The organism is Allobosea sp. GW823-FHT02B03 (assembly GCF_058797755.1).
The window spans coordinates 209,221-226,896 of the sequence record NZ_JBXAJY010000002.1 but is presented as its reverse complement, the minus strand read 5'-3'; the positions used below and the strand labels follow the sequence as shown (position 1 = coordinate 226,896).

Annotated in this window: 20 protein-coding genes; 10 read left to right on the top strand and 10 right to left on the bottom strand. The window is 60.9% G+C overall.

Annotation, left to right across the window (positions count from 1 at the left end; genetic code table 11):
* Positions 1–65 precede the first annotated feature (65 nt).
* Complete coding sequence (locus tag AC1REK_RS05925) at positions 66–572, bottom strand: YciE/YciF ferroxidase family protein (RefSeq protein ID WP_492270340.1); 507 nt, start codon at positions 570–572, stop codon at positions 66–68.
* Positions 573–778: 206 nt separating this feature from the next.
* Between AC1REK_RS05925 and AC1REK_RS05920 the strand changes: the two genes are divergently transcribed.
* A complete protein-coding gene (locus tag AC1REK_RS05920; RefSeq protein ID WP_492270341.1) occupies positions 779–1,027 on the top strand; it encodes a hypothetical protein in 249 nt (82 codons plus the stop codon).
* 486 nt (positions 1,028–1,513) lie between these two features.
* Positions 1,514–1,780, top strand: a complete 267-nt coding sequence (locus AC1REK_RS05915) for a hypothetical protein (RefSeq protein ID WP_316019785.1) — start codon at positions 1,514–1,516, stop codon at positions 1,778–1,780.
* A 76-nt stretch (positions 1,781–1,856) separates the two neighbouring features.
* Here AC1REK_RS05915 and AC1REK_RS05910 read toward each other — a convergent pair whose 3' ends face one another.
* Entirely contained in the window at positions 1,857–2,879 is a 1,023-nt protein-coding gene (locus AC1REK_RS05910) for a helix-turn-helix domain-containing protein (protein ID WP_316019786.1), read from the bottom strand.
* Positions 2,880–3,267: 388 nt separating this feature from the next.
* On the opposite strand from AC1REK_RS05910, the gene AC1REK_RS05905 reads away from it, so the two are divergent.
* On the top strand, positions 3,268–3,537 hold the full coding sequence (locus AC1REK_RS05905; RefSeq protein ID WP_492270342.1) for a DUF6894 family protein: 270 nt from the start codon (positions 3,268–3,270) through the stop codon (positions 3,535–3,537).
* 974 nt (positions 3,538–4,511) lie between these two features.
* On the opposite strand, the gene AC1REK_RS05900 is transcribed toward AC1REK_RS05905, so the two are convergent.
* The 4 genes from AC1REK_RS05900 to ku (AC1REK_RS05885) form a co-directional block, all read right to left on the bottom strand.
* On the bottom strand, positions 4,512–4,637 hold the full coding sequence (locus tag AC1REK_RS05900; protein WP_492270343.1) for a hypothetical protein: 126 nt from the start codon (positions 4,635–4,637) through the stop codon (positions 4,512–4,514).
* Between the two features lie 5 nt (positions 4,638–4,642).
* The gene (locus tag AC1REK_RS05895) at positions 4,643–4,774 is read right to left on the bottom strand and encodes a DUF7696 family protein (protein ID WP_492270344.1); all 132 of its coding nucleotides are present in this window, start codon (positions 4,772–4,774) and stop codon (positions 4,643–4,645) included.
* Between the two features lie 741 nt (positions 4,775–5,515).
* On the bottom strand, positions 5,516–5,767 hold the full coding sequence (locus tag AC1REK_RS05890; protein WP_492270345.1) for a hypothetical protein: 252 nt from the start codon (positions 5,765–5,767) through the stop codon (positions 5,516–5,518).
* Positions 5,768–5,780: 13 nt separating this feature from the next.
* The gene (gene ku / locus AC1REK_RS05885) at positions 5,781–6,581 is read right to left on the bottom strand and encodes a non-homologous end joining protein Ku (RefSeq protein ID WP_492270498.1); all 801 of its coding nucleotides are present in this window, start codon (positions 6,579–6,581) and stop codon (positions 5,781–5,783) included.
* 126 nt (positions 6,582–6,707) lie between these two features.
* Between ku (AC1REK_RS05885) and ku (AC1REK_RS05880) the strand changes: the two genes are divergently transcribed.
* The 7 genes from ku (AC1REK_RS05880) (at position 6,708) to AC1REK_RS05850 (ending at position 13,535) form a co-directional block, all read left to right on the top strand.
* Positions 6,708–7,547, top strand: a complete 840-nt coding sequence (gene ku / locus AC1REK_RS05880) for a non-homologous end joining protein Ku (protein ID WP_492270346.1) — start codon at positions 6,708–6,710, stop codon at positions 7,545–7,547.
* A 135-nt stretch (positions 7,548–7,682) separates the two neighbouring features.
* Positions 7,683–8,999: a PQQ-dependent sugar dehydrogenase gene (locus tag AC1REK_RS05875; RefSeq protein WP_492270347.1), complete on the top strand. Its 1,317-nt coding sequence runs from the start codon at positions 7,683–7,685 to the stop codon at positions 8,997–8,999.
* A 216-nt stretch (positions 9,000–9,215) separates the two neighbouring features.
* Complete coding sequence (locus AC1REK_RS05870) at positions 9,216–10,655, top strand: sensor histidine kinase (protein WP_492270348.1); 1,440 nt, start codon at positions 9,216–9,218, stop codon at positions 10,653–10,655.
* A gap of 26 nt (positions 10,656–10,681) precedes the next feature.
* A complete protein-coding gene (locus tag AC1REK_RS05865) occupies positions 10,682–11,095 on the top strand; it encodes a response regulator (RefSeq protein WP_291649246.1) in 414 nt (137 codons plus the stop codon).
* Positions 11,096–11,117: 22 nt separating this feature from the next.
* Positions 11,118–12,161 carry a sensor histidine kinase gene (locus AC1REK_RS05860; protein ID WP_492270349.1) on the top strand — a complete coding sequence of 348 codons (1,044 nt, stop codon included), beginning with the start codon at positions 11,118–11,120 and terminating at the stop codon, positions 12,159–12,161.
* A gap of 366 nt (positions 12,162–12,527) precedes the next feature.
* Positions 12,528–13,265 (top strand): Crp/Fnr family transcriptional regulator, encoded by a 738-nt coding sequence (locus AC1REK_RS05855; RefSeq protein WP_492270350.1) that lies wholly within the window; start codon positions 12,528–12,530, stop codon positions 13,263–13,265.
* A 42-nt stretch (positions 13,266–13,307) separates the two neighbouring features.
* Positions 13,308–13,535 (top strand): DUF6894 family protein, encoded by a 228-nt coding sequence (locus AC1REK_RS05850; RefSeq protein ID WP_316021702.1) that lies wholly within the window; start codon positions 13,308–13,310, stop codon positions 13,533–13,535.
* A 29-nt stretch (positions 13,536–13,564) separates the two neighbouring features.
* Here the strand turns inward: AC1REK_RS05850 and AC1REK_RS05845 are convergent, their stop codons facing one another.
* The 4 genes from AC1REK_RS05845 to AC1REK_RS05830 form a co-directional block, all read right to left on the bottom strand.
* Positions 13,565–14,752: a YihY/virulence factor BrkB family protein gene (locus AC1REK_RS05845; RefSeq protein ID WP_492270351.1), complete on the bottom strand. Its 1,188-nt coding sequence runs from the start codon at positions 14,750–14,752 to the stop codon at positions 13,565–13,567.
* Positions 14,753–15,427: 675 nt separating this feature from the next.
* Positions 15,428–15,721, bottom strand: a complete 294-nt coding sequence (locus AC1REK_RS05840; protein WP_291639934.1) for a SemiSWEET family sugar transporter — start codon at positions 15,719–15,721, stop codon at positions 15,428–15,430.
* Positions 15,722–15,889: 168 nt separating this feature from the next.
* Complete coding sequence (locus AC1REK_RS05835) at positions 15,890–16,879, bottom strand: L,D-transpeptidase family protein (protein WP_492270352.1); 990 nt, start codon at positions 16,877–16,879, stop codon at positions 15,890–15,892.
* Positions 16,880–17,075: 196 nt separating this feature from the next.
* Positions 17,076–17,636: a type 1 glutamine amidotransferase domain-containing protein gene (locus AC1REK_RS05830; protein ID WP_492270353.1), complete on the bottom strand. Its 561-nt coding sequence runs from the start codon at positions 17,634–17,636 to the stop codon at positions 17,076–17,078.
* Between the last annotated feature and the right edge of the window lie 40 nt (positions 17,637–17,676).

Below are 17,676 nucleotides of genomic sequence, written 5' to 3'. Positions count from 1 at the left end.
TGTTGCAGCGCGACTCGATCGCCAGTGGAGGAGCGGCTCCGGCATGCAGCCGGAGCCGAAGGAAATCAGGCTGCCTTGGCCAGGGCCTGCTTGTTGATCTTGCTCTCGCCGAGCTGGGACAGCGTCTGATCCGTCTTCATCTCCTCGGTGAGAGTCTGATCGAGAAGCTTCGCAGCATTGGCCATCCCGAGCTGCTGGGCCCAGGCCTTGAGCGTCCCGTAGCGAGAGATCTCGTAGTGCTCCACCGCCTGCGCCGCGGCCAGCAGTCCAGCGTCCAGAGCTGGGCTGCCTTCGAACTCTTCGATAATCGATTTTCCTTCATCGATGATGCCGAGGATGGCGTCGCAGGTCTTGCCGCGCGGCGCCTTGCCGATGATTTCGAACACATCCGCGAGACGCTCGACATGCATCTCGGTTTGGTCGCGATGCTTCTCGAAAGCCTGCTTCAGCTCAGGTGCCGTCGCCGCCTTCGCCATTTTCGGCAAGGCCTTCAGGATCTGTTTCTCCGCGTAATAGATGTCCTTGAGGGTATCGAGGAAGAGGTCGTTCAGGGTCTTGGGTTCGCTGGCCATCGTGGTTCCTCCTTGGCTGGAAACGCGCCGATGAAACGGGAGAGCGAGCTCCATGTTCCGGCCGGATTCGGGGTGCGGATAATGACCTTGCGGCAGGGTCCTGGCGCTCCGGCGAGGCGCTTCGACGCGGCGGATATGTCCCACTTCGTCGCTTGGGAACCTCGGTCAATCTCTCGTGTTCGGAGAGCATGTTTGGAGTTTCGGACATGCAGATCGAGAACAAGGACGAATACGAAGCAGTCGCTGCGCGCGCCAATGCGTTGAGCGACGCACCCGAGGGCTCCAAGGCGGCTGCCGAGCTGGCGGAGCTCGTCGCTGCACTTCGCCAGTGGGAAGCCCGCCGCGAGCCGCAAGGCCACAGGCCGGAGGATAATCCTGTTCCGGGCACCAATCAGAGCCCCGACGATCTGCCGTTTTCGGGGCTGCCTGGGAATCTGGGCAAGCTTCGAGAATGAGGCGCGAGCAAACCATCTGCGCGAACTCAGGGAGATCAGCCGTGAACAGCACAACGCCCGACAAAGACAAGACCGCCGGACAGCCTCGCCGTGGCGCCGACAGCCGGCCGCGGCCCGGGACGGGAGTTCCGGAGGCGGAAGGGGCGAAGACTGATCCAAACGCTAGCACGGGAGGGCCCGGGAAAGGGGCCCCGAAGCCGTCGGAGTCGTGGAGCCCAATCGATCCTGGACGCCCAACGAAGCGCGACTGAGCGCTGGAACCAGTGGCTTCCGACAACGGGCGATCTAAACGTCCAGGCGCTGAAGCGCGCATGTATGGCTTTGATCTTCGACTGGTCAAATCATGAGAAAAGCAGTGGCGATCTCGTAACCATGGTTGCGGTGTGAAGCGATGGCGCTGCCGTTGGCACTGCGTTTGTAAGCTTCCTGTAAGTCAGTCACCGTACACCCGCCTCACCGAAACGACGCGAGTGATGGAGCAGAGCGATGAACACCGAGCGCGACAACGTTGCTTTGAATGATGAGGCCCTGGACAACGTGAGCGGTGGTTTCAACCTTTACGATGCCATCTGCAACATCGGCGAGAAAACTGAGGAGGCCTTCATGAAGGGCGGCGAGATCGGAATTTACGCGGGACCGCCCGGGGTTCTCGCTGGTGCCTTCGGCGGCGCGTTCTATGGCGCGCTGGACGCGGTGAAGTCGGAAGCGGCGAGCGCCGCGGGGGAGGCGATCGACGCCCTTAGGAAGCGCTGAGTTCTCGTTCTAAATTGAGGCCCGGTTTCGCTAACGCGAACCGGGCCTTTTGATTGGACTGAGCCATTTGGAAGGCCTAAGGCCACGCCGACTGTCGAAGGATATCCACCAGACTGCTCACCTCGGCCTTCAGCCGTCTACCAAGCACCGGCCGCAAGGGGGCATCTGACAGGTCGCCGTGCCTCGCTTCTGTCGGCGTCAGGCCGAATTCTCTTTTGAAAGCACGGCTGAAACTGGATGCGTCCGTGAAACCAAACTCCTCTCCGATCGACAGGATCGACCGCTTACTGACGATGCTGTTGGTAATCTCCCCCAAACACCGCCTCAAACGCTCGCGCTGTATGTATGCCTTCACGCCTCCCTCGGTTTCGAACAGCCGGTAAAGCTGCGAGCGCGACATGGCGGCCTCGCGACAGAGGAATTCCGTGTTGAGGTCGCTGCGATGCAGGTTCTGATCCACGATGCGGCGGATAACTGCCTTTCTTGTCATGGCGACTGGTGCTGCGCCGATCATGTCGTTGTCGGGCGATGGCGCAATACAAGCCAGCAGCATTGCGTGAATAGCGCTCTGCAGGGCAGGAACATGAGATTGGGGGATGCCCGGAGCGGAGCGAGCCAGAAGGCCGAGAAATTCAGCCAGAAGCACCCCCATAGAGTTCGTCAGCGGCCGACCTTCGACGGCCTCGAATGCCGGGACCAAGTCAGGAAAGGCATCGCGCGGCACGTAAAGCTGCAGGCGCTCGTCCTGATCCCGAAAGCTCACGACGTCACGGCCCAACGATGCGGCAAACGGTACGCCGGCTGGCACGTCGATCGAACGATTTCCTCCCGCATCGGCAAGCGTTCGTTTCTGACCGATCGCAATGTTCCAGTGATCGATTGAATCGCGACGTAAGTGCTTAGCCGTTCGAGAGGCCAGCAATTTCGGAGCCTTCACCCGGCCCAAGCTGAATCTGCCGAAGTTCCAAGTCTCGCTCGTTGCCTCGAAGCCCTCACAAGAGGCATCGAACTGAACATCGAATAAATCAAACCAGCCGCGCCAAGCATCAAGCTGCTGGCGCGCGGGCAGGTTCAGTGTTGAAAATACTCTGGCGTCCATTGCGCTGGTATCCACGAAGTGGATACAGCCATCCTTGCGTCGGATCAACGGCTCGGCGGCAGATTGATAAAGCCGGGACGAGCTTTACCTGCTTTGACGCAGGGCTGCCCAGGCCGTTCACACAGGGGCGGACATTCTCTCGCTTCCTGCGCTCACGTAATGCGCAGCCTCCCGTTCCAACTCAGCCAGGATTGCGCGGTGCTCCTCCAAGCGATCCCCTTGCTCGGCGGCTGGCCATCTGGACCAATAGCTATGCGCGTTCCAGGCCAGTTCATAGGTCTCGCAGATGCCGAGGAAGCGGTCGCTCGAAGCAATCGTTGGTCCAGGTTGCAGACGTCGGGGAACCCGCGCCTGCGATCGGCATTTCTTCCGAATTGGGAGGTGCCCCATGCCGACGTACCGCTTCGCAGTGAGCGACGGCGAACGCCTTGATTTAACTGGCGGCATCGAATTGCTGGATGATGCGACAGCCGTGAAGGAAGCTCACCGCGCACTCGCCGAACTCGTGCGGGACTTGCCCAGGAGCGCAGCCGTCGATTTCCGGGTCGCGGTCGAAAACGAGGCCGGCACAGTGCTCTACCAAGCCTCCCTGACGTTTCGAGGCGAAACGGCTGCGGATATGACGAACAAGCGCGCGAACGGCGAGCCTAAGCCCTAGTTGCGGCGCGCAAAGGCCCCTCCCGCTCGATTTCGTGCGATGGCATCACCCGCCCAGTTATCCCGAGATACCGGTCGCTGTGGTGCATGACGGCTAGAAGGATGGTGGTGCCGTCCTCGCATTCCATTTTCAGTCGGTCGAAAAAGGCTGACGGGTCGACCCCGCTCGTATCGCAACGCAGAAAACCAACTCTGAGATCGTCGTAGACCGCTGCGAACTCATAGCCGAGCGCGATCCGGCGCCCGTCGCGCAGGGTATTCCCTTTCCGGCAATCATGGTGAGTCTCCGCCTGGCGGCTTCAATGCGAGCCGCGGCGGTCATTTCCACAAGTGGCATGGAGACAACTGCCCCAAGATAGAACGCCGATCGGAAGGCCATAGCGATGTCTTTTAATGCTTTTCTCTTCAGGGAACCCGATAGAGCTCGGCCCGTTCTCTGATTGCGTTCAATCCTTGAACGCTCGCCCCCGCCGATCGAGAGAGCCGCGGATGTACCGGTCACCCGTTTGCGCGGGAGGTGTTGGCCTAGCCTGCCACTTGGATGACGGCCATGGATGAAGCTCGTATCGCAGCTATCGCACGGGCTCTTTGCCGGTCCGCGCGCATTGACCCGGATTCGATTTTGCCGCCGGAAACCGAACCGGAGTATCCAGGATCGATGTCTCCGGCCGTGAAGCGGATGCCAGCCTGGGAACGCTTCCGTACAGCCGCTGAGAACTATTGTGTGGCGCAGTCACTCCTCATTGATGCCAAGCCGGTCGCTGCTCAGCCCGCCTCAAAGTGCACGATGGCTGGGTGATGTTCTTTCGCCCTCTTCGCTCCGGGCGGAACATTGGGAATGCTATCAGGTTTTCCGCACGATCGGCCTCTGGCGGGTGCCGATCACGTCGGTCGCCTTCTGCCCTGAAGATGAGCGACGCGAGGACAACTTGCTCGCTACCCCGCCGGGGGTAGCGAGCTTTTCGCTTGCCGGGCTTACTGCGCTTTAATCTGCCGGTACCGCGCGACCTCGGCCCGCAGCACGGCTACTGCGGCCTCGCCGCGAACGCCCTTGATCCCGCGCTCTTCGCGATCGGTCGAACCGGCGACGCCGTCGAGCATGACACTCAGCTTCGGGGGCGCAAGCCCGAGAGATAGGCAATCTCGCATTCGTGCTTCCACTCCTCCGACCAGGTCGAAACCTCTCGGCCGGCGAGATGGGAATAGGCGAGCGGGGGATTGGGAGGCGGATAGTTCAAGGCGATCTCCGAGTCGAAACGCCCCGCTTGTAACGCCGGCCGGCACGAAGGCATCGAAGAGAATCTGCGGAACAATTGCACCCGCCGCACGTTCTATAGGTGTCGCGGGTTGCTCTATTCGAGCCCCGGCGAGCGCTTCGGCGCTTCCTTGCCGACTACCCCCAAGTTGGGCGGTTAGCCTCAGTTTCCGCGCCGCGCGCGGACGATCGGCAGAAAAGTGAACCCTCAGAATGGTGCGTACACGGTCGCCATGCCGTGGTACGAGCGCGAGGATTTCGCCCGGCTTCTGGAGCTGGCGGAAGATCGCAAGAAGTTCCATCCCAGCTATGATGTATGGCACGCAAGTGCGATGCGGGTCGCTCAGGAGTACCTGGCGCGAGGTCAGGTACTCGAGCTGATCCTGATCCGCCCCGAGAGATTTCTCGAATGGCTCGCCGCCCGCGGCGAGCCACACCGCCGCTTCCCGTCTTCGCTATGTCGAGGCACTCGCGGTCCAGCAGATTTGCTGCCGAGAGACTGGGATATCCGAACCGGGTATTGGCGCCGATGGGGCCGAGATGGAGCCCAGTAAGTCGTCTCTGGAAAGGGCGTTCGATATTGCCCGTCAGGGAAAAGTTCGCCGGGTGCGAGATATTGCCCGGCAGCTCGACCGAGAGGGCTATGATCACCGTCAGCTGCAGGGACCGGCCCTCGCGGCCCAGCTCAGGGCCCTGCTTCGCGAGGCCCATGCGCGGGAGCAAATCAAAGACAGCGCGTGATAACGATGCCGCTCGGGATAATCTCAAACTGGCAATCGTCGACGAAGCGCACCGGGGTGCCATCTTCGAGCGCATAGCTCGTGGTGCTGAGATTTCGGAAGAGCGCCGACACGATGACGGTGTAGCGGTTGCCGTCTTCGTCCGGGCAGGCCTCGCGATAGAGCTCAAGCGGGATCGGAACGGGGACGCTGGCGATCCTGTCGCCCGCTTGGGCCTGTTTCGGTTGGGCACGCATCCGGAGCAACTCCTTAGCCCTTCAGCGAGTTGTCGGCTTGCAGGCTCTTTTTCAACGCGTCGAAGAGATTGACGACGTTGGCGGGCCGGTCTTTCTCGCCGGAGCCGGCGGATTTGCGCGAGCCTTTGCGCTTCTTCGACGCGATTAGCTTCAGCAGGTGCTCTTGAACCGGATCCTTGACCAAGTCCGGTGACCAGTCCTGCGTCTTGGTCGCGATAAATTTCTGCGCGAGCGACAACAGCTCCGGTGCCGGCTTCTCCTTGGCGATCCCGCTGAAGTAGTTCTTCTCGTCGCGGACCTCGTCGCCATATCGCAGCGTCCAGAGCACGATGCCGTGATCCCGGGGCTCCAGCATCACCGCCCGCTCGCGCCGGTAGAGCACGACCCGCGAGATTCCGACCATCTTCGTCGCTGCCATGGCGTCGCGGATGACGGAGAAGGCCTCTTCTCCCACCTCGTCATCGGGGACGAGGTAGTGCGGGCTGTCGAAATAGATCCAGGGAATGGAGTCGCGTGGGACGAAGGCGTCGATATCGATCGTGCGGACGGTATCGAGCCTGACCGCTTCGAGCTCCTCGTCCTCAATGATAACGAGCCGACCGGCCTCGGCCTCATAGCCCTTGGCCTGGTCATCGGGCTCGACCGGCTTGCCGCTGTCCGCATCGACATAGCGGCTGACCACGCGATTGCCGGTCTGGCGATTGAGCGTGTGAAAGCGGACTTTTTCACTTTCGGAGGTCGCCGGGCTCATGGCGACAGGGCAGGTCACGAGCGAGAGCTTGAGATAGCCCTTCCAATAGGTGCGGGCGGGCATAGCAACGCAACTCCGGACACGAAACTGCCGAGTCAATGCGGTTGGACCAATAGAGTTCCCGAGGTCGGGAACCATGCGAGCTGCTGCGGATTGAATCGCTTGGGTTGCGATGTGGAGTTGCGTGTCATGGTCGCGGCGCGAGCGAACTGGAAGGGCTATCTGAAGTTTGGGGAAATCAGTTGCCCAGTCGCGCTCTACACCGGTGCGAGCACCTCTGAACGCATCTCATTCCATACGGTTAATCGCGATACCGGCCACCGCGTTCGCCGAGAGTTCATCGATCCGGTCACCGAGAAGCCAGTCGAGCGCGAAGATCAGATCAAGGGATTCGAGATCGACACCGACCGCTATGTCGAGGTCGAGCCAGACGAGATCGCGAACGCGGTTCCCGATAGCAAGAAGCTCCTGGCTGTCGCCGCCTTCATCCCGTGCAGCGAGATCGACACAGTCTTCTTCGACAAGCCCTATTATCTCGCGCCTTCCGGCAAGATCGGAGAGGATGCGTTCGCGGTCATCCGCGAGGCGCTGCGGGTCAGTAAGGTCGGCGCGCTCGCGCATGCCGTTCTGTTCCGGCGCTATCGCGCTCTGATGATCCGGGCCCAGGGGCTTGGTCTCGTCGCCCACACCCTGAACTTCGACTACGAGGTTCGGTCCGCGGCCGAGGCCTTCGACGAAATTCCCAAGCTCAAGATTCAGAAGGAAATGCTCGAGCTCGCCAAGCACATCATCGAGACCAAGAAGGGCGAGTTCGATCCGTCGAAGTTCGATGATCGGTACGAAGCGGCGGTGGCGGAGATGGTGAAGGCGAAGCTCGCCGGTAAGCCTGTGAAGGTCCTGCAGAAGGCTAAGGCGCCTAAGGTGGTCGACCTTATGGACGCGCTGCGTGCGAGCGTCGGTGCTACCACCGAGGCGCCAAGGAGAAGCCGTCCTGTGAAGAGCGCAACCAGACTGAAGAAGGCGAGCTAGCGTCCTTGCATCGCGCTCCGATCACAGAGCGTGGCGACCGGCCAGTGGGGTGAGCGCAGCCAATCGAACAAGTCACCGAAACTGACGTTCAGGCTTCAGGGCGGGCTTCCCTAGCGTCCTCGAAGAGGTGTTCCCATGGTGCGGCAGTCTCTCTTGGCCGGCGTGGCCGTTGCGGCTCTGTTGTTCGCAGGTTGCGGCAATCGGGAGCTGCCTGAGGAGGCAGGATACGGGCCAAATCCCACGCTGCCGGAGCCTCAGTCTAGCTGGTTCCCGACGATCAAGATTGCCGAAGCGGTAGGCTGGAAGGAAGGCGAAAAGCCTCAAGCGACATATGGCGGTCAGGTAACGGCCTTCGCGACCGGGTTGCGGCATCCACGTTGGCTTTACGAGCTGCCGAACGGCGACATCCTCGTCGCCGAGAGTGATGCGCCGCCGAAGCCCGAGGACAAGCAGGGCGGCCTCCGAGCTTGGGTGCAGGGGCTGTTTATGAAGCGGGCGGGATCGAGGACGCCGAGCGCGAACCGGATCACCCTGCTTCGCGACCTGGACGGCGACGGCGTCGCGGAGATCAAGACCGCATTCCTCGAGAACCTGACCTCGCCTTTCGGAATGGCCCTGGTAGGCGATCAGCTCTACGTCGCCAATGCCGACGCCGTCGTCCGGGTTCCCTATGCCGAGGGAGAGACGAAAAGCCCAGCGACGCCCGTCAAGGTCGCTGATCTTCCTGCCGGCCGTAACCATCACTGGACCAAAAGCCTGATCGCAAGTCCGGATGGCACGAAGCTCTATGTCGGGGTCGGCTCGAATTCCAATGTCGGGGAGAACGGCATGGCGGAGGAGGAACGCAGGGCGGCCGTCTTGGAGATCGATACGACGACGGGCGCGACGCAAGTCTTCGCTAGCGGTTTACGTAACCCGGTCGGCATCGACTGGAACCCGGTCACCAAGGAGCTTTGGGTCGCGGTCAACGAGCGCGATGAGATCGGCGACGACCTCGTTCCCGACTACATGACGTCGGTCAAACCCGGCGGCTTCTATGGCTGGCCCTATAGCTATTTTGGCCAGATCGTCGATAAGCGCGTCGAGCCGCAAAAGCCGGATCTCGTCGCCAAGGCGATCAAGCCTGATTACGCCCTCGGGTCGCATACGGCATCGCTCGGAATGACATTCGTCAAGAGCGAGGGGCTCGGGCCGAGGTATCTGGGGGGTGCCTTTATTGGCCAGCACGGCTCCTGGAACCGCAAGAATCCAGTTGGCTATCGCGTGATCTTCGTCCCGTTCGCCAATGGCAAGCCTTCGGGCATGCCAGTCCCTGTCCTGACCGGCTTTCTGAACGACAAGGGGCAGGCTCGGGGGCGTCCCGTCGGCGTAATCGTGGATCGCCGCAACGGCCTGCTCGTCGCCGATGATGTGGGAAATGTCATTTGGCGTCTAACCATGCCTCCGACTTGACTATCACGCCGTCCGGCGAGACCTCGATCACTCCGAAGGCGGGCAAACACGACCTCGATGAAAGGGCCGCGCGATAAATCGCGAAACCCTGTCATTTGCTATTGCGCGTTTCTCAGGGCATCGCCATGCACCCTTGGCCGCTGGGTTTTGTCGATGCCTATCTCTCAATCGCAGTTTCTAAGATCCAACCTCATCCTGCTTGCAGGAGGGGCGCTGGTGCTGCTCGCGATTGTCGTCGCGTCCTTCTGGCTCACCCGGCTTTCGGAGCGCCAGTTCGATGAAGTGGTCGCGGCGCGCGAGACCCGAAGTGCAGCAGCCGACCTGCTTTCGCTTGCCCAGGATGCCGAGACCGGCCAGCGCGGCTATCTGCTTTCGCGCGACGTTGCCTATCTCGGTCCCTATACGAACGCAGTCTCCAGGTTCGACACGACCCTCCAGCGGTTGAAGGAAACGGTCGGTGCCAACGACGTAACCCGGGCAGAGTTCAACCGTCTCGAAGGGGCGTTGCGCAGCAAGCTGGCGGAACTTGCCCAAGTCGTCGCCCTGGCTGAACGCGGCGCTTGGGAGGAGGCAATCGCTGCGGTTCGGCAAGGACCTGGCCGCGATCTGATGGACGAGGCGCGCGCCGGACTCAGCGCAATTCTCTCCCAATCGGAGCAACGATTGCAGCATGCCATTGCCGGGCAGGAAGCGGCGTCAGCACGTTTACGCTGGACCATCGCAACTGGTGCGGTTGCCCTCATCTTCTTTGCTGCCGCGGCATTCTGGACGATCGCACGCTACACACGGGAGATCAGTGCCGCCCGAAACGAGGTCGCCGCCCTCAATGTCGGGCTCGAACAGCGCGTCCAGCAGCGGACCGAGGCTCTCACCAGGGCCAATGAAGAGATCCAGCGCTTCGCCTATATCGTGACCCACGACCTGCGAGCGCCACTCGTGAACATCATGGGCTTTACGAGCGAACTTGAAGCGACAGCAGCTCCGATCAAGGCGTATTTCGAGGCCGGTTCGTCGGCGGCCCCGGCGGCGCTGGAGGAGGCCAGCACTGCGGTCAACGTCGATCTTCCGGAAGCGATCAGCTTCATTCGCTCCTCGACGCGCAAGATGGATGGGCTGATCAACGCGATCCTGAAGATATCGAGGGAAGGCAAGCGCGTCCTGCGTGCCGAGGCGATCGATCTACCAGCGACGCTGGAGGCCGCAGCAGCTGCCGTACATCACCAGGCGACCGAGAGTTCCGAGAGCGGTGGTGGCGTAATTGTCGAGTGCCAGCCGCTCAAGATCCGCACCGATCGTCTTTCCATGGAGCAGGTGCTCGGAAACCTGCTCGACAATGCCATCAAGTATCGGTCATCGAGGCGACCGCTCAAGGTGGTCATGCGCGGCAAACGTGAGAAGTCGGGCTGGGTGGTTGTCGAGATCGAAGACAACGGCAGAGGCATTTCGCCTGCCGATCACGAACGGATTTTTGAGCTTTTTCGACGATCAGGGACACAGGATATGCCGGGCGAGGGCATCGGTCTCGCACATGTCCGGACGATCGTTCGCAACCTCGGTGGCGATATCACCGTCAGCTCCGAGCTGGACGTTGGCACCACCTTCACCATTCTATTGCCGCCCGACCTCGGCGCGGTTCAGCGGAGTTCCACGACGTGAGCAACGGGAAGCCGGTTTCGATCGTGATGATCGAGGATGACGAAGGTCATGCTCGTCTCATCGAGAAGAATATCCGCCGCGCGGGGGTCAACAACGATATCATCCCGTTCAGGAACGGCACTGACGCGCTGAGTTTCCTGCTCGGGGAGGACGGTACGGGCGAGGCCAGCTCGGGAAGGCAGTTGCTGATCCTGCTCGACCTCAACCTGCCGGACATGGCCGGCGTCGACATCTTGGAGAGGGTCAAGGCGAACCCGCATACCAAGCGCTCGCCGGTCATCGTCCTGACGACCACTGACGACAGCCGCGAGATCCAGCGCTGCTACGATCTTGGCGCCAATGTCTACATCACCAAGCCGGTCGACTATGACGGGTTCGCGAACGCCATCCGGCAGCTGGGACTGTTCTTCTCGGTGATGCAGGTCCCGGAAACCGAATGATGCAGTCGGCGAAGACGCGGTAATGCCCAACCGCATAATCCAAGCTGTCTATATCGACGACGATGCCGCACTCGGGCGGCTCGTCCAGCGCATCCTCGGCCGCCGCGGCTACGAGGTCGAGCACGTCACGACCGCAGAATCCGGGCTCGCCCGTATTGCTGATGGCGATGTCGATGTCGTGATCCTCGATCATGACCTCGGAACGAGTTCCGGTGTGGCCGTTCTCGAAGCGCTACGGGTAAGGGAGCAAAGCCCACCGGTCGTTTACGTCACTGCCTCGACCGAACTCTCCATCGCCGTCCAGGCTCTGAAAGCGGGGGCCGTCGACTATGTTGTGAAAACGGTCGGAGATGATTTCGAGGTTTTGCTCGTTGCCGCACTCGAACAGTCGGTCGAGCGCGCCCGGCTGCTGCGGGCAAAGGAAGAGGCAGAGCGCCAGGTCCGGCAGGCAAAAGATCGGGCAGAGATGCTTCTCGCGGAGGTCAATCATCGCGTGGCCAACAGTCTGGCGCTCGTTGGCTCGCTGGTTCGGATGCAAGCTTCGGCGGTGGTCGATCCCGGCGCCAAGGCCGCTCTGGCGGAAACGCAAGCTCGGATAACCGCGATCGCAAACCTCCATCGCAGCCTCTACACATCAACGGATGTCCAGCAGGTCGATCTCGCTGCCTATCTAGAAACGCTGGTCGGCGAATTGGGTAATTCCATCACGGCTTCAGGCCGGACGCCTACGATCAAGCTTCATGCCGAGCCGGTCTCGATCAAGACCGATCGCGCCGTATCCGTGGGCATGATCGCGACAGAGCTGGTCACAAACGCTCTGAAATATGCCTATCCGGTCGGGGAGGGCGAAGTTCGCGTCAGTCTTTCCCGCACCCCGTCCACGCAGGTTACCCTGAGCGTCGCTGACGATGGCATTGGCTGGACCGGTAACGGGACGGCGAAAGGGAGTGGTCTCGGCGGCAAGATCATCGCTGCAATGTCGAAGAGCCTGGGTGCGCAGCTCGAGTATCAGGATCGGCCGATCGGTACGCTGGCTTCGATCACGTTCGACGAGATGGCAAGCTAGTGACGGTGCCGACCTCCGCTAACGGAGCTCGCGTGCCCCATTCAGAGATTTATCGCCAGAGAGAGCGCGAGATTGAGCACCAGGGCAAGGAAGAGCCAGAATTCAACTGAAACGCCGTACCGCATCGAATAGTCCCTCGCTGGTCGCTTAGCAATTCGCAGTGAGGGCGATCGTTCCGATTTAGTTCAAATGCTGCCGACGATGGTTAACTGTCGGTTGCGCCCGGCCTCACTGCGCCTGCAACAATCGCTTGGAATCCGCGTCTGATAGGGCGTGCAGGAACGGGAACGTAGGCGTCCTGGCGGGCAAAGAGGAACGCGATGGTTTGGATCAGCGAGACCCAGAACCTCATTCCGAAGAGGGCCGATGGATAAAGAACAATATCTGCAAGGACTGGTTCGGAAGCTCGAGACCAGCTCCCCCCTTCCGTTCGAAGAGCGCGAACAGCTGCTTCGCCTGCCGTTGACCCTGAAGCGTTTCGAGGGCGGCCAGGACATCGTCAGCGAAGGTGAGCGCACCAAGCAGTGCTGCCTCGTCTCGGAAGGGCTGGTCTGCCGCTACAAGATTGTCGGCGACGGGCAGCGCCAGATCCTGTCTCTGCACCTTCCTGGCGACATTCCGGATATTCATTCTCTGCTCGTCGAGCAGATGGATCACAATCTGGGAACGCTGACTTCGGCGACCGTCGGCTTCATCCCGCATGAGGCGGTCAAGGCCTTGACGCGTTCCTATTATCGGATCGCCGAAGCATTCTGGCGCGAAACCCTTGTTGAGGCCTCCATCTATCGCGAGTGGATGGTCGGGATTGGCCGACGTTCCGCCCCGAGCCGTATCGCTCATCTATTTTGCGAATTCATCACCAAGATGACCGCGATCGGGCTGTCCGACGGCGTCACATGCGAGCTGCCTCTCACACAGTCAGAAATTGCCGACGCGCTCGGACTGTCAACCGTCCACATGAACAAGAAACTGCGCGAAATCCGGCAGGCTGGGCTGGTTCGGGTCCGTTCAAGCCGGCTGACCATTCTCGATTGGAATGGCCTGTGCGAGCTGGCTGAATTCGATCCCAACTATCTGCACCTGCGACGAAGCCCCAAAATTTGAGACTGCGTCGGAACACCGGGCTGTGAAACGCATTTCACAAACATGCCCAAGTACTTCTTCCACACCCGTGACGGCGGACATGTTGAGTTGGACGATGAGGGCACAGACCTGCCCGACGATCAGGCCGCGAAGAACGCCGCCAAGGAGCTCCTGTCGGGGTTGAACCGCGAAAAGCTCCCGAACGGTGATCATATGGAACTTGCGGTCACCGTGAAGAACTCAGCAGGCGCGGAAGTTTATTCGGTGACCCTGAACCTCGATGGGCATTAGGGGCGTCGACCACGCAACAACCTTGTCGCTCAGTCCTTTCGGTCTGCGGCATCGGCCCCACGCATGCCAATAGGCAGTGGCGGGCCCTTCGTCGTGTCTCGATCTGTTTGCCGCTCGGCCTCGGAGTTCAGTTCCGCTCCGATCAGCAGGATCGACGCGGAGAGCCAGATCCACGTCAGCAGGCCGATCACAGCGCCGATCGTGCCGTAAGTCTTATTATAGTCGGCGAAATTCGCGACGTACCAAGAAAAGGCGATCGAGCCCGCAATCCAGGAAATTGCGGCGAAGAGGGCGCCTGGGCTGATCCAGCGCCATTGGGCATCGTCACGGCTCGGGCCAAGCCGATAAAGAATGGCGAGCGCGGCCATAAGGACGATGAACAGCATGGGCCAGCGCCCGACCGAGATGAGCCATTCGCTGAAGGCGCCGAGATAGAGATAGTCGAGAGCCACGGGGAGCACCGCAATCGCTCCCAGGGCTGTCAGGAGAAACAGCAGGATCCCGACGGTGAAGGCCAGCGAGATTGCGTTGAGCATGAAGAAGCCCCGCTTCTCATCCTCGCCATAGGCGACGTTGAGTGCGTCGAACAAGGCCTTCACGCCGGCATTGGCGCTCCAGATCGCAACGGCGAGACTGATGAAGAATGCCAAACCAAGCGTTGCGCCGCCGCTGCTGCGGATTCGAGCAACCTCATCGCGGAGGAAGTCGAGAGCGCCCGCCGGCAGGAAACCATCCAACAGGGCGAAGTGACCGGCGATGGTTCCGGGATCGGCCGCGAGGCCATAGAGCGACACGAAAGCCGTCAGTGCCGGGAAAAGTGCCAAGAGGCCATAGAAGGTCACGCCAGCAGCGACAGCCAGGACGCGGTCGCGCCCGACTTCGAAGTAAGTGCGCCGAAAAATCTCCTTCCAGCCTGGGAAAGGTATTTCGGTGGGAGCGGAGGCTTGGTTTCCCTGGTCGCTTCGCGAGACGGCCTTACCGTCATAATGCCGATCGCGTGCGCTTCGGGCTCCAACACCCGTCGCCAGCAGAAATGCGAGCAGCAGGCCGAGCGAGCCAGCCAGGGCAGCCATCACGCTGGTTGAACCTCTATCGCGATCCCCCGGCACTGGATTGGTCGAGCGCTTCCGCCTGTTCGACGCAACGGAGCGGGCGTTACGCCGATGCCGCTTGAAAGCGCCGTGCCAGAGTGAGGTGAGATCAATCTGAGCGGCCATGCTTGCTCCTGCGCTGCTTCATTCCCAACAGCGGGAGAACAGATGGGTTCCCAAAGAGCAGATCGCGCGTGGCGACGATCGTTCCAACCGCCGGCAAAGGCGGCTGCGGTGTCTCACCCCGTTCACGACGTCATCGAGGACGCGGTCTGCCGGTGGTCGTCGCTGAGCGCCAACGTCACTGCCGCTTCCCTGCAATGGACCCCGCCGGATCGAAATGCCGGCGCCGGTGACTGTCGGCGCCGCTGCCGGCAGCTTGATAATCAACGCCATGGCTGGTGCAGGATTCAGCGATGACGAGGCCAACTTCCTGGCCGAAGCCGTCCGTCGGGGCGGCGCGATCGTTTCCGTCCGAGTAATCGACAGCCGTGGTCCTGCCGTCGAAAGATCATGGCCGGAGCGGGATCGATCCACGCGGACGCACGCCGCGACGAGTACAGGCGCGTCGGGTGAGACCCGTTCGAGAGCAAGGCAGTCCGTACGCGAAGCTGTTTGTGGTCGGAGTTTCCTGACGCTTTGCGGCTGATCTGGCTCAGACGAGTGGCAGAGCGATCAGGGTCCCCAAGCCCACCACGATAGCCGCCCTAATCCAGGCGCCACGAACGTCGGATGAAATAACGCGCCGCAACATGCCACATATCTCCGCCCTCCCTAGGCTGGGGAGGCCGAGGCATTGAGTCAAGTTGGATCAATCTTGTCGGCAACCGCGTCCTTTTTCTCCTGTGGTAGAAGCGTCATGGCCAGGATGAACAAGGCGAGCAGAAAGCAGACACTGTTTGTGAGGATCAGGGGCCACTCTCCGAGCCCAACTCCATACATGGTCCAGAGCAAGAAGCCTGAAACGGTGAAGCCGTACGTCGTTGGAGAAATCGAGCTGGTATCTCTGCTCCTGACGATGCGCCAGGCTTGTGGAACGAAACTGATCATTGAGCACAAGGCGGCTAGCGCGCCAGCGACAGTGATCCAGTTCACGGACAAGCTCCCCCAGTAAATCGGCGGCCGTGCTGGCCTCCCGCGGAGAACGACCGACCTAATCTACGGTTCCGTCGTTGGGTAGTTCATCGCACCAACGAGTTTCGTAAGGCATGAGGCGCTCATCATTGACGCCACATGCAGGACGAGTTCGTAGCGCGCAGCCGATCAATCCACGAACCGAACGAGCGTCCCGGGCTTGACCATCTGCGCCAATTCCTCGGCATCCCAATTCGTCAGCCGGATGCAGCCATGGGAAGATGCCTTGCTGATCCGCGACGGCTCGGGGGTGCCATGAATGCCGAAAGTGGGCTTCGAGAGTTCGATCCAGATCGTTCCAACGGGGTTGTTGGGTCCCTTTGGCAAAACCAGCCGGCGCTTGTTCTTCCCCTGCTGGAAATTTTTGGCCGGATCGTAATGGTATGTGGGGTTCTTCACCACGCGAACCACCTGATGTTCGCCTTCCGGCGATGGCGTATCTTCGCTGCCTATGGTCGCCGGGTAGCTAGCTATGACCTTTCCCGTAGCATCCAGAGCACTCAGCGTGCCGCGGGTCTTATCAGCCTGGATCAGCGTGACTTCATCGGTCGGTCGTGTGCGGTCGGACGCAACAACATAAAGGGTTTCGCCGCGGCGCCGAAGGCGTGCGTCCGGGTTAAGCGCGATAAATAGCTTCTCGCTCATGTGAAATCGTTCAGCGAACATTTCGACCGGCTTTTTGTAGGCAAGTCGCTTCATACGGGCCTGACGGGCGTAATCGTGCGGTATTCGTCTGACGTAGCTGTACCGTGCATCCTCCTTGGTGATGCTGTATTCGGTGATGATGTCGCTGCTGCTTGCTTCAAGCAGAGCCTGCCATGTTGCAGCGTCGATAACGTCGCCACTGCCGAGATTCGCACGGCTTCGGAAGTTCGCGACCGCTTTCCGATAATTCTCGCCATCGATGCCGTCGATCTCGCCAGGTGAGATGCCTTGGCGCGCCAACAGCACCTGCGCTTTCACAATCGATGATGTGGGTCGGGTCACCTTGCTCCGTCCTGGAACGGGAGGCCCGGCCTTGTTGATCTCATCCAAGGTGAGGGCTTCGGCACTTGCGATCGCAAGCGCCAGGCAGCACATCCAGGCCGCTTGGCGTTTTAGAGTATTGAGGATGCGCATAAGAAGGGACCGTTGCTGCGAAAATATCTGTCGCTAACGCTGCGCCGCAGCTGACAGTTCCCTCCTACTCATTGCTGGAGCTAGCGAGATTTCAGAATCCGGTCGGCAGCTGCTGCCGAGCCGAGCTCGCACATCCGGGGGAGAGGCAGGGGTAATGACCGCGATGGCGGTTCAAAGCGGTCATCCCCAGAAGTCGTCAGGCCGCCCGACGACGGTGCTTCCCTTCCTGAAGCTCCTCGATAATCTTGGCGATGAAGGCTGGCAGATCATCAGGCATGCGCGAGGTTATCACGCCGTTGTCGGTTACCACCGCGGCATCTTCCCATTGGGCGCCGGCGTTGATGAGATCCTGCTTGATCGTCTTATAGGACGTCACCTTTCGAGCCTTTGCGATTCCCGTATCGATCAATAGCCACGGCGCATGGCAAACGGCCGCAACGACCTTGCCCTGATCAAAAAAGGCCTTGATCAACGCGAGAGCGTTTTCGTTGCCGCGCAACGTGTCGGGATTCATCTGGCCCCCCGGAAGAACAAGAGCGTCGTAGGAGGCGACGTCGACCTCGTCCAGGGTCTTGTCGACATTCACGGCGCGGCCCCAGTTCTTGTTGTCCCAGCCCTTGATCTCTCCGGGCTCCAGCGAGGCGACGTGCACGTCCGCTCCCGCTTCCTTCAATCTCGTCTGCGGCAGCTCGAGCTCCGACTGCTCGAAGCCGTTCGTTGCGAGAATCAGAATGGCCTTGCCGTTCAGGGCGCTCATGGCGTGCTCCTCACTGATTGGGTTCGAAGACCAACCAAGG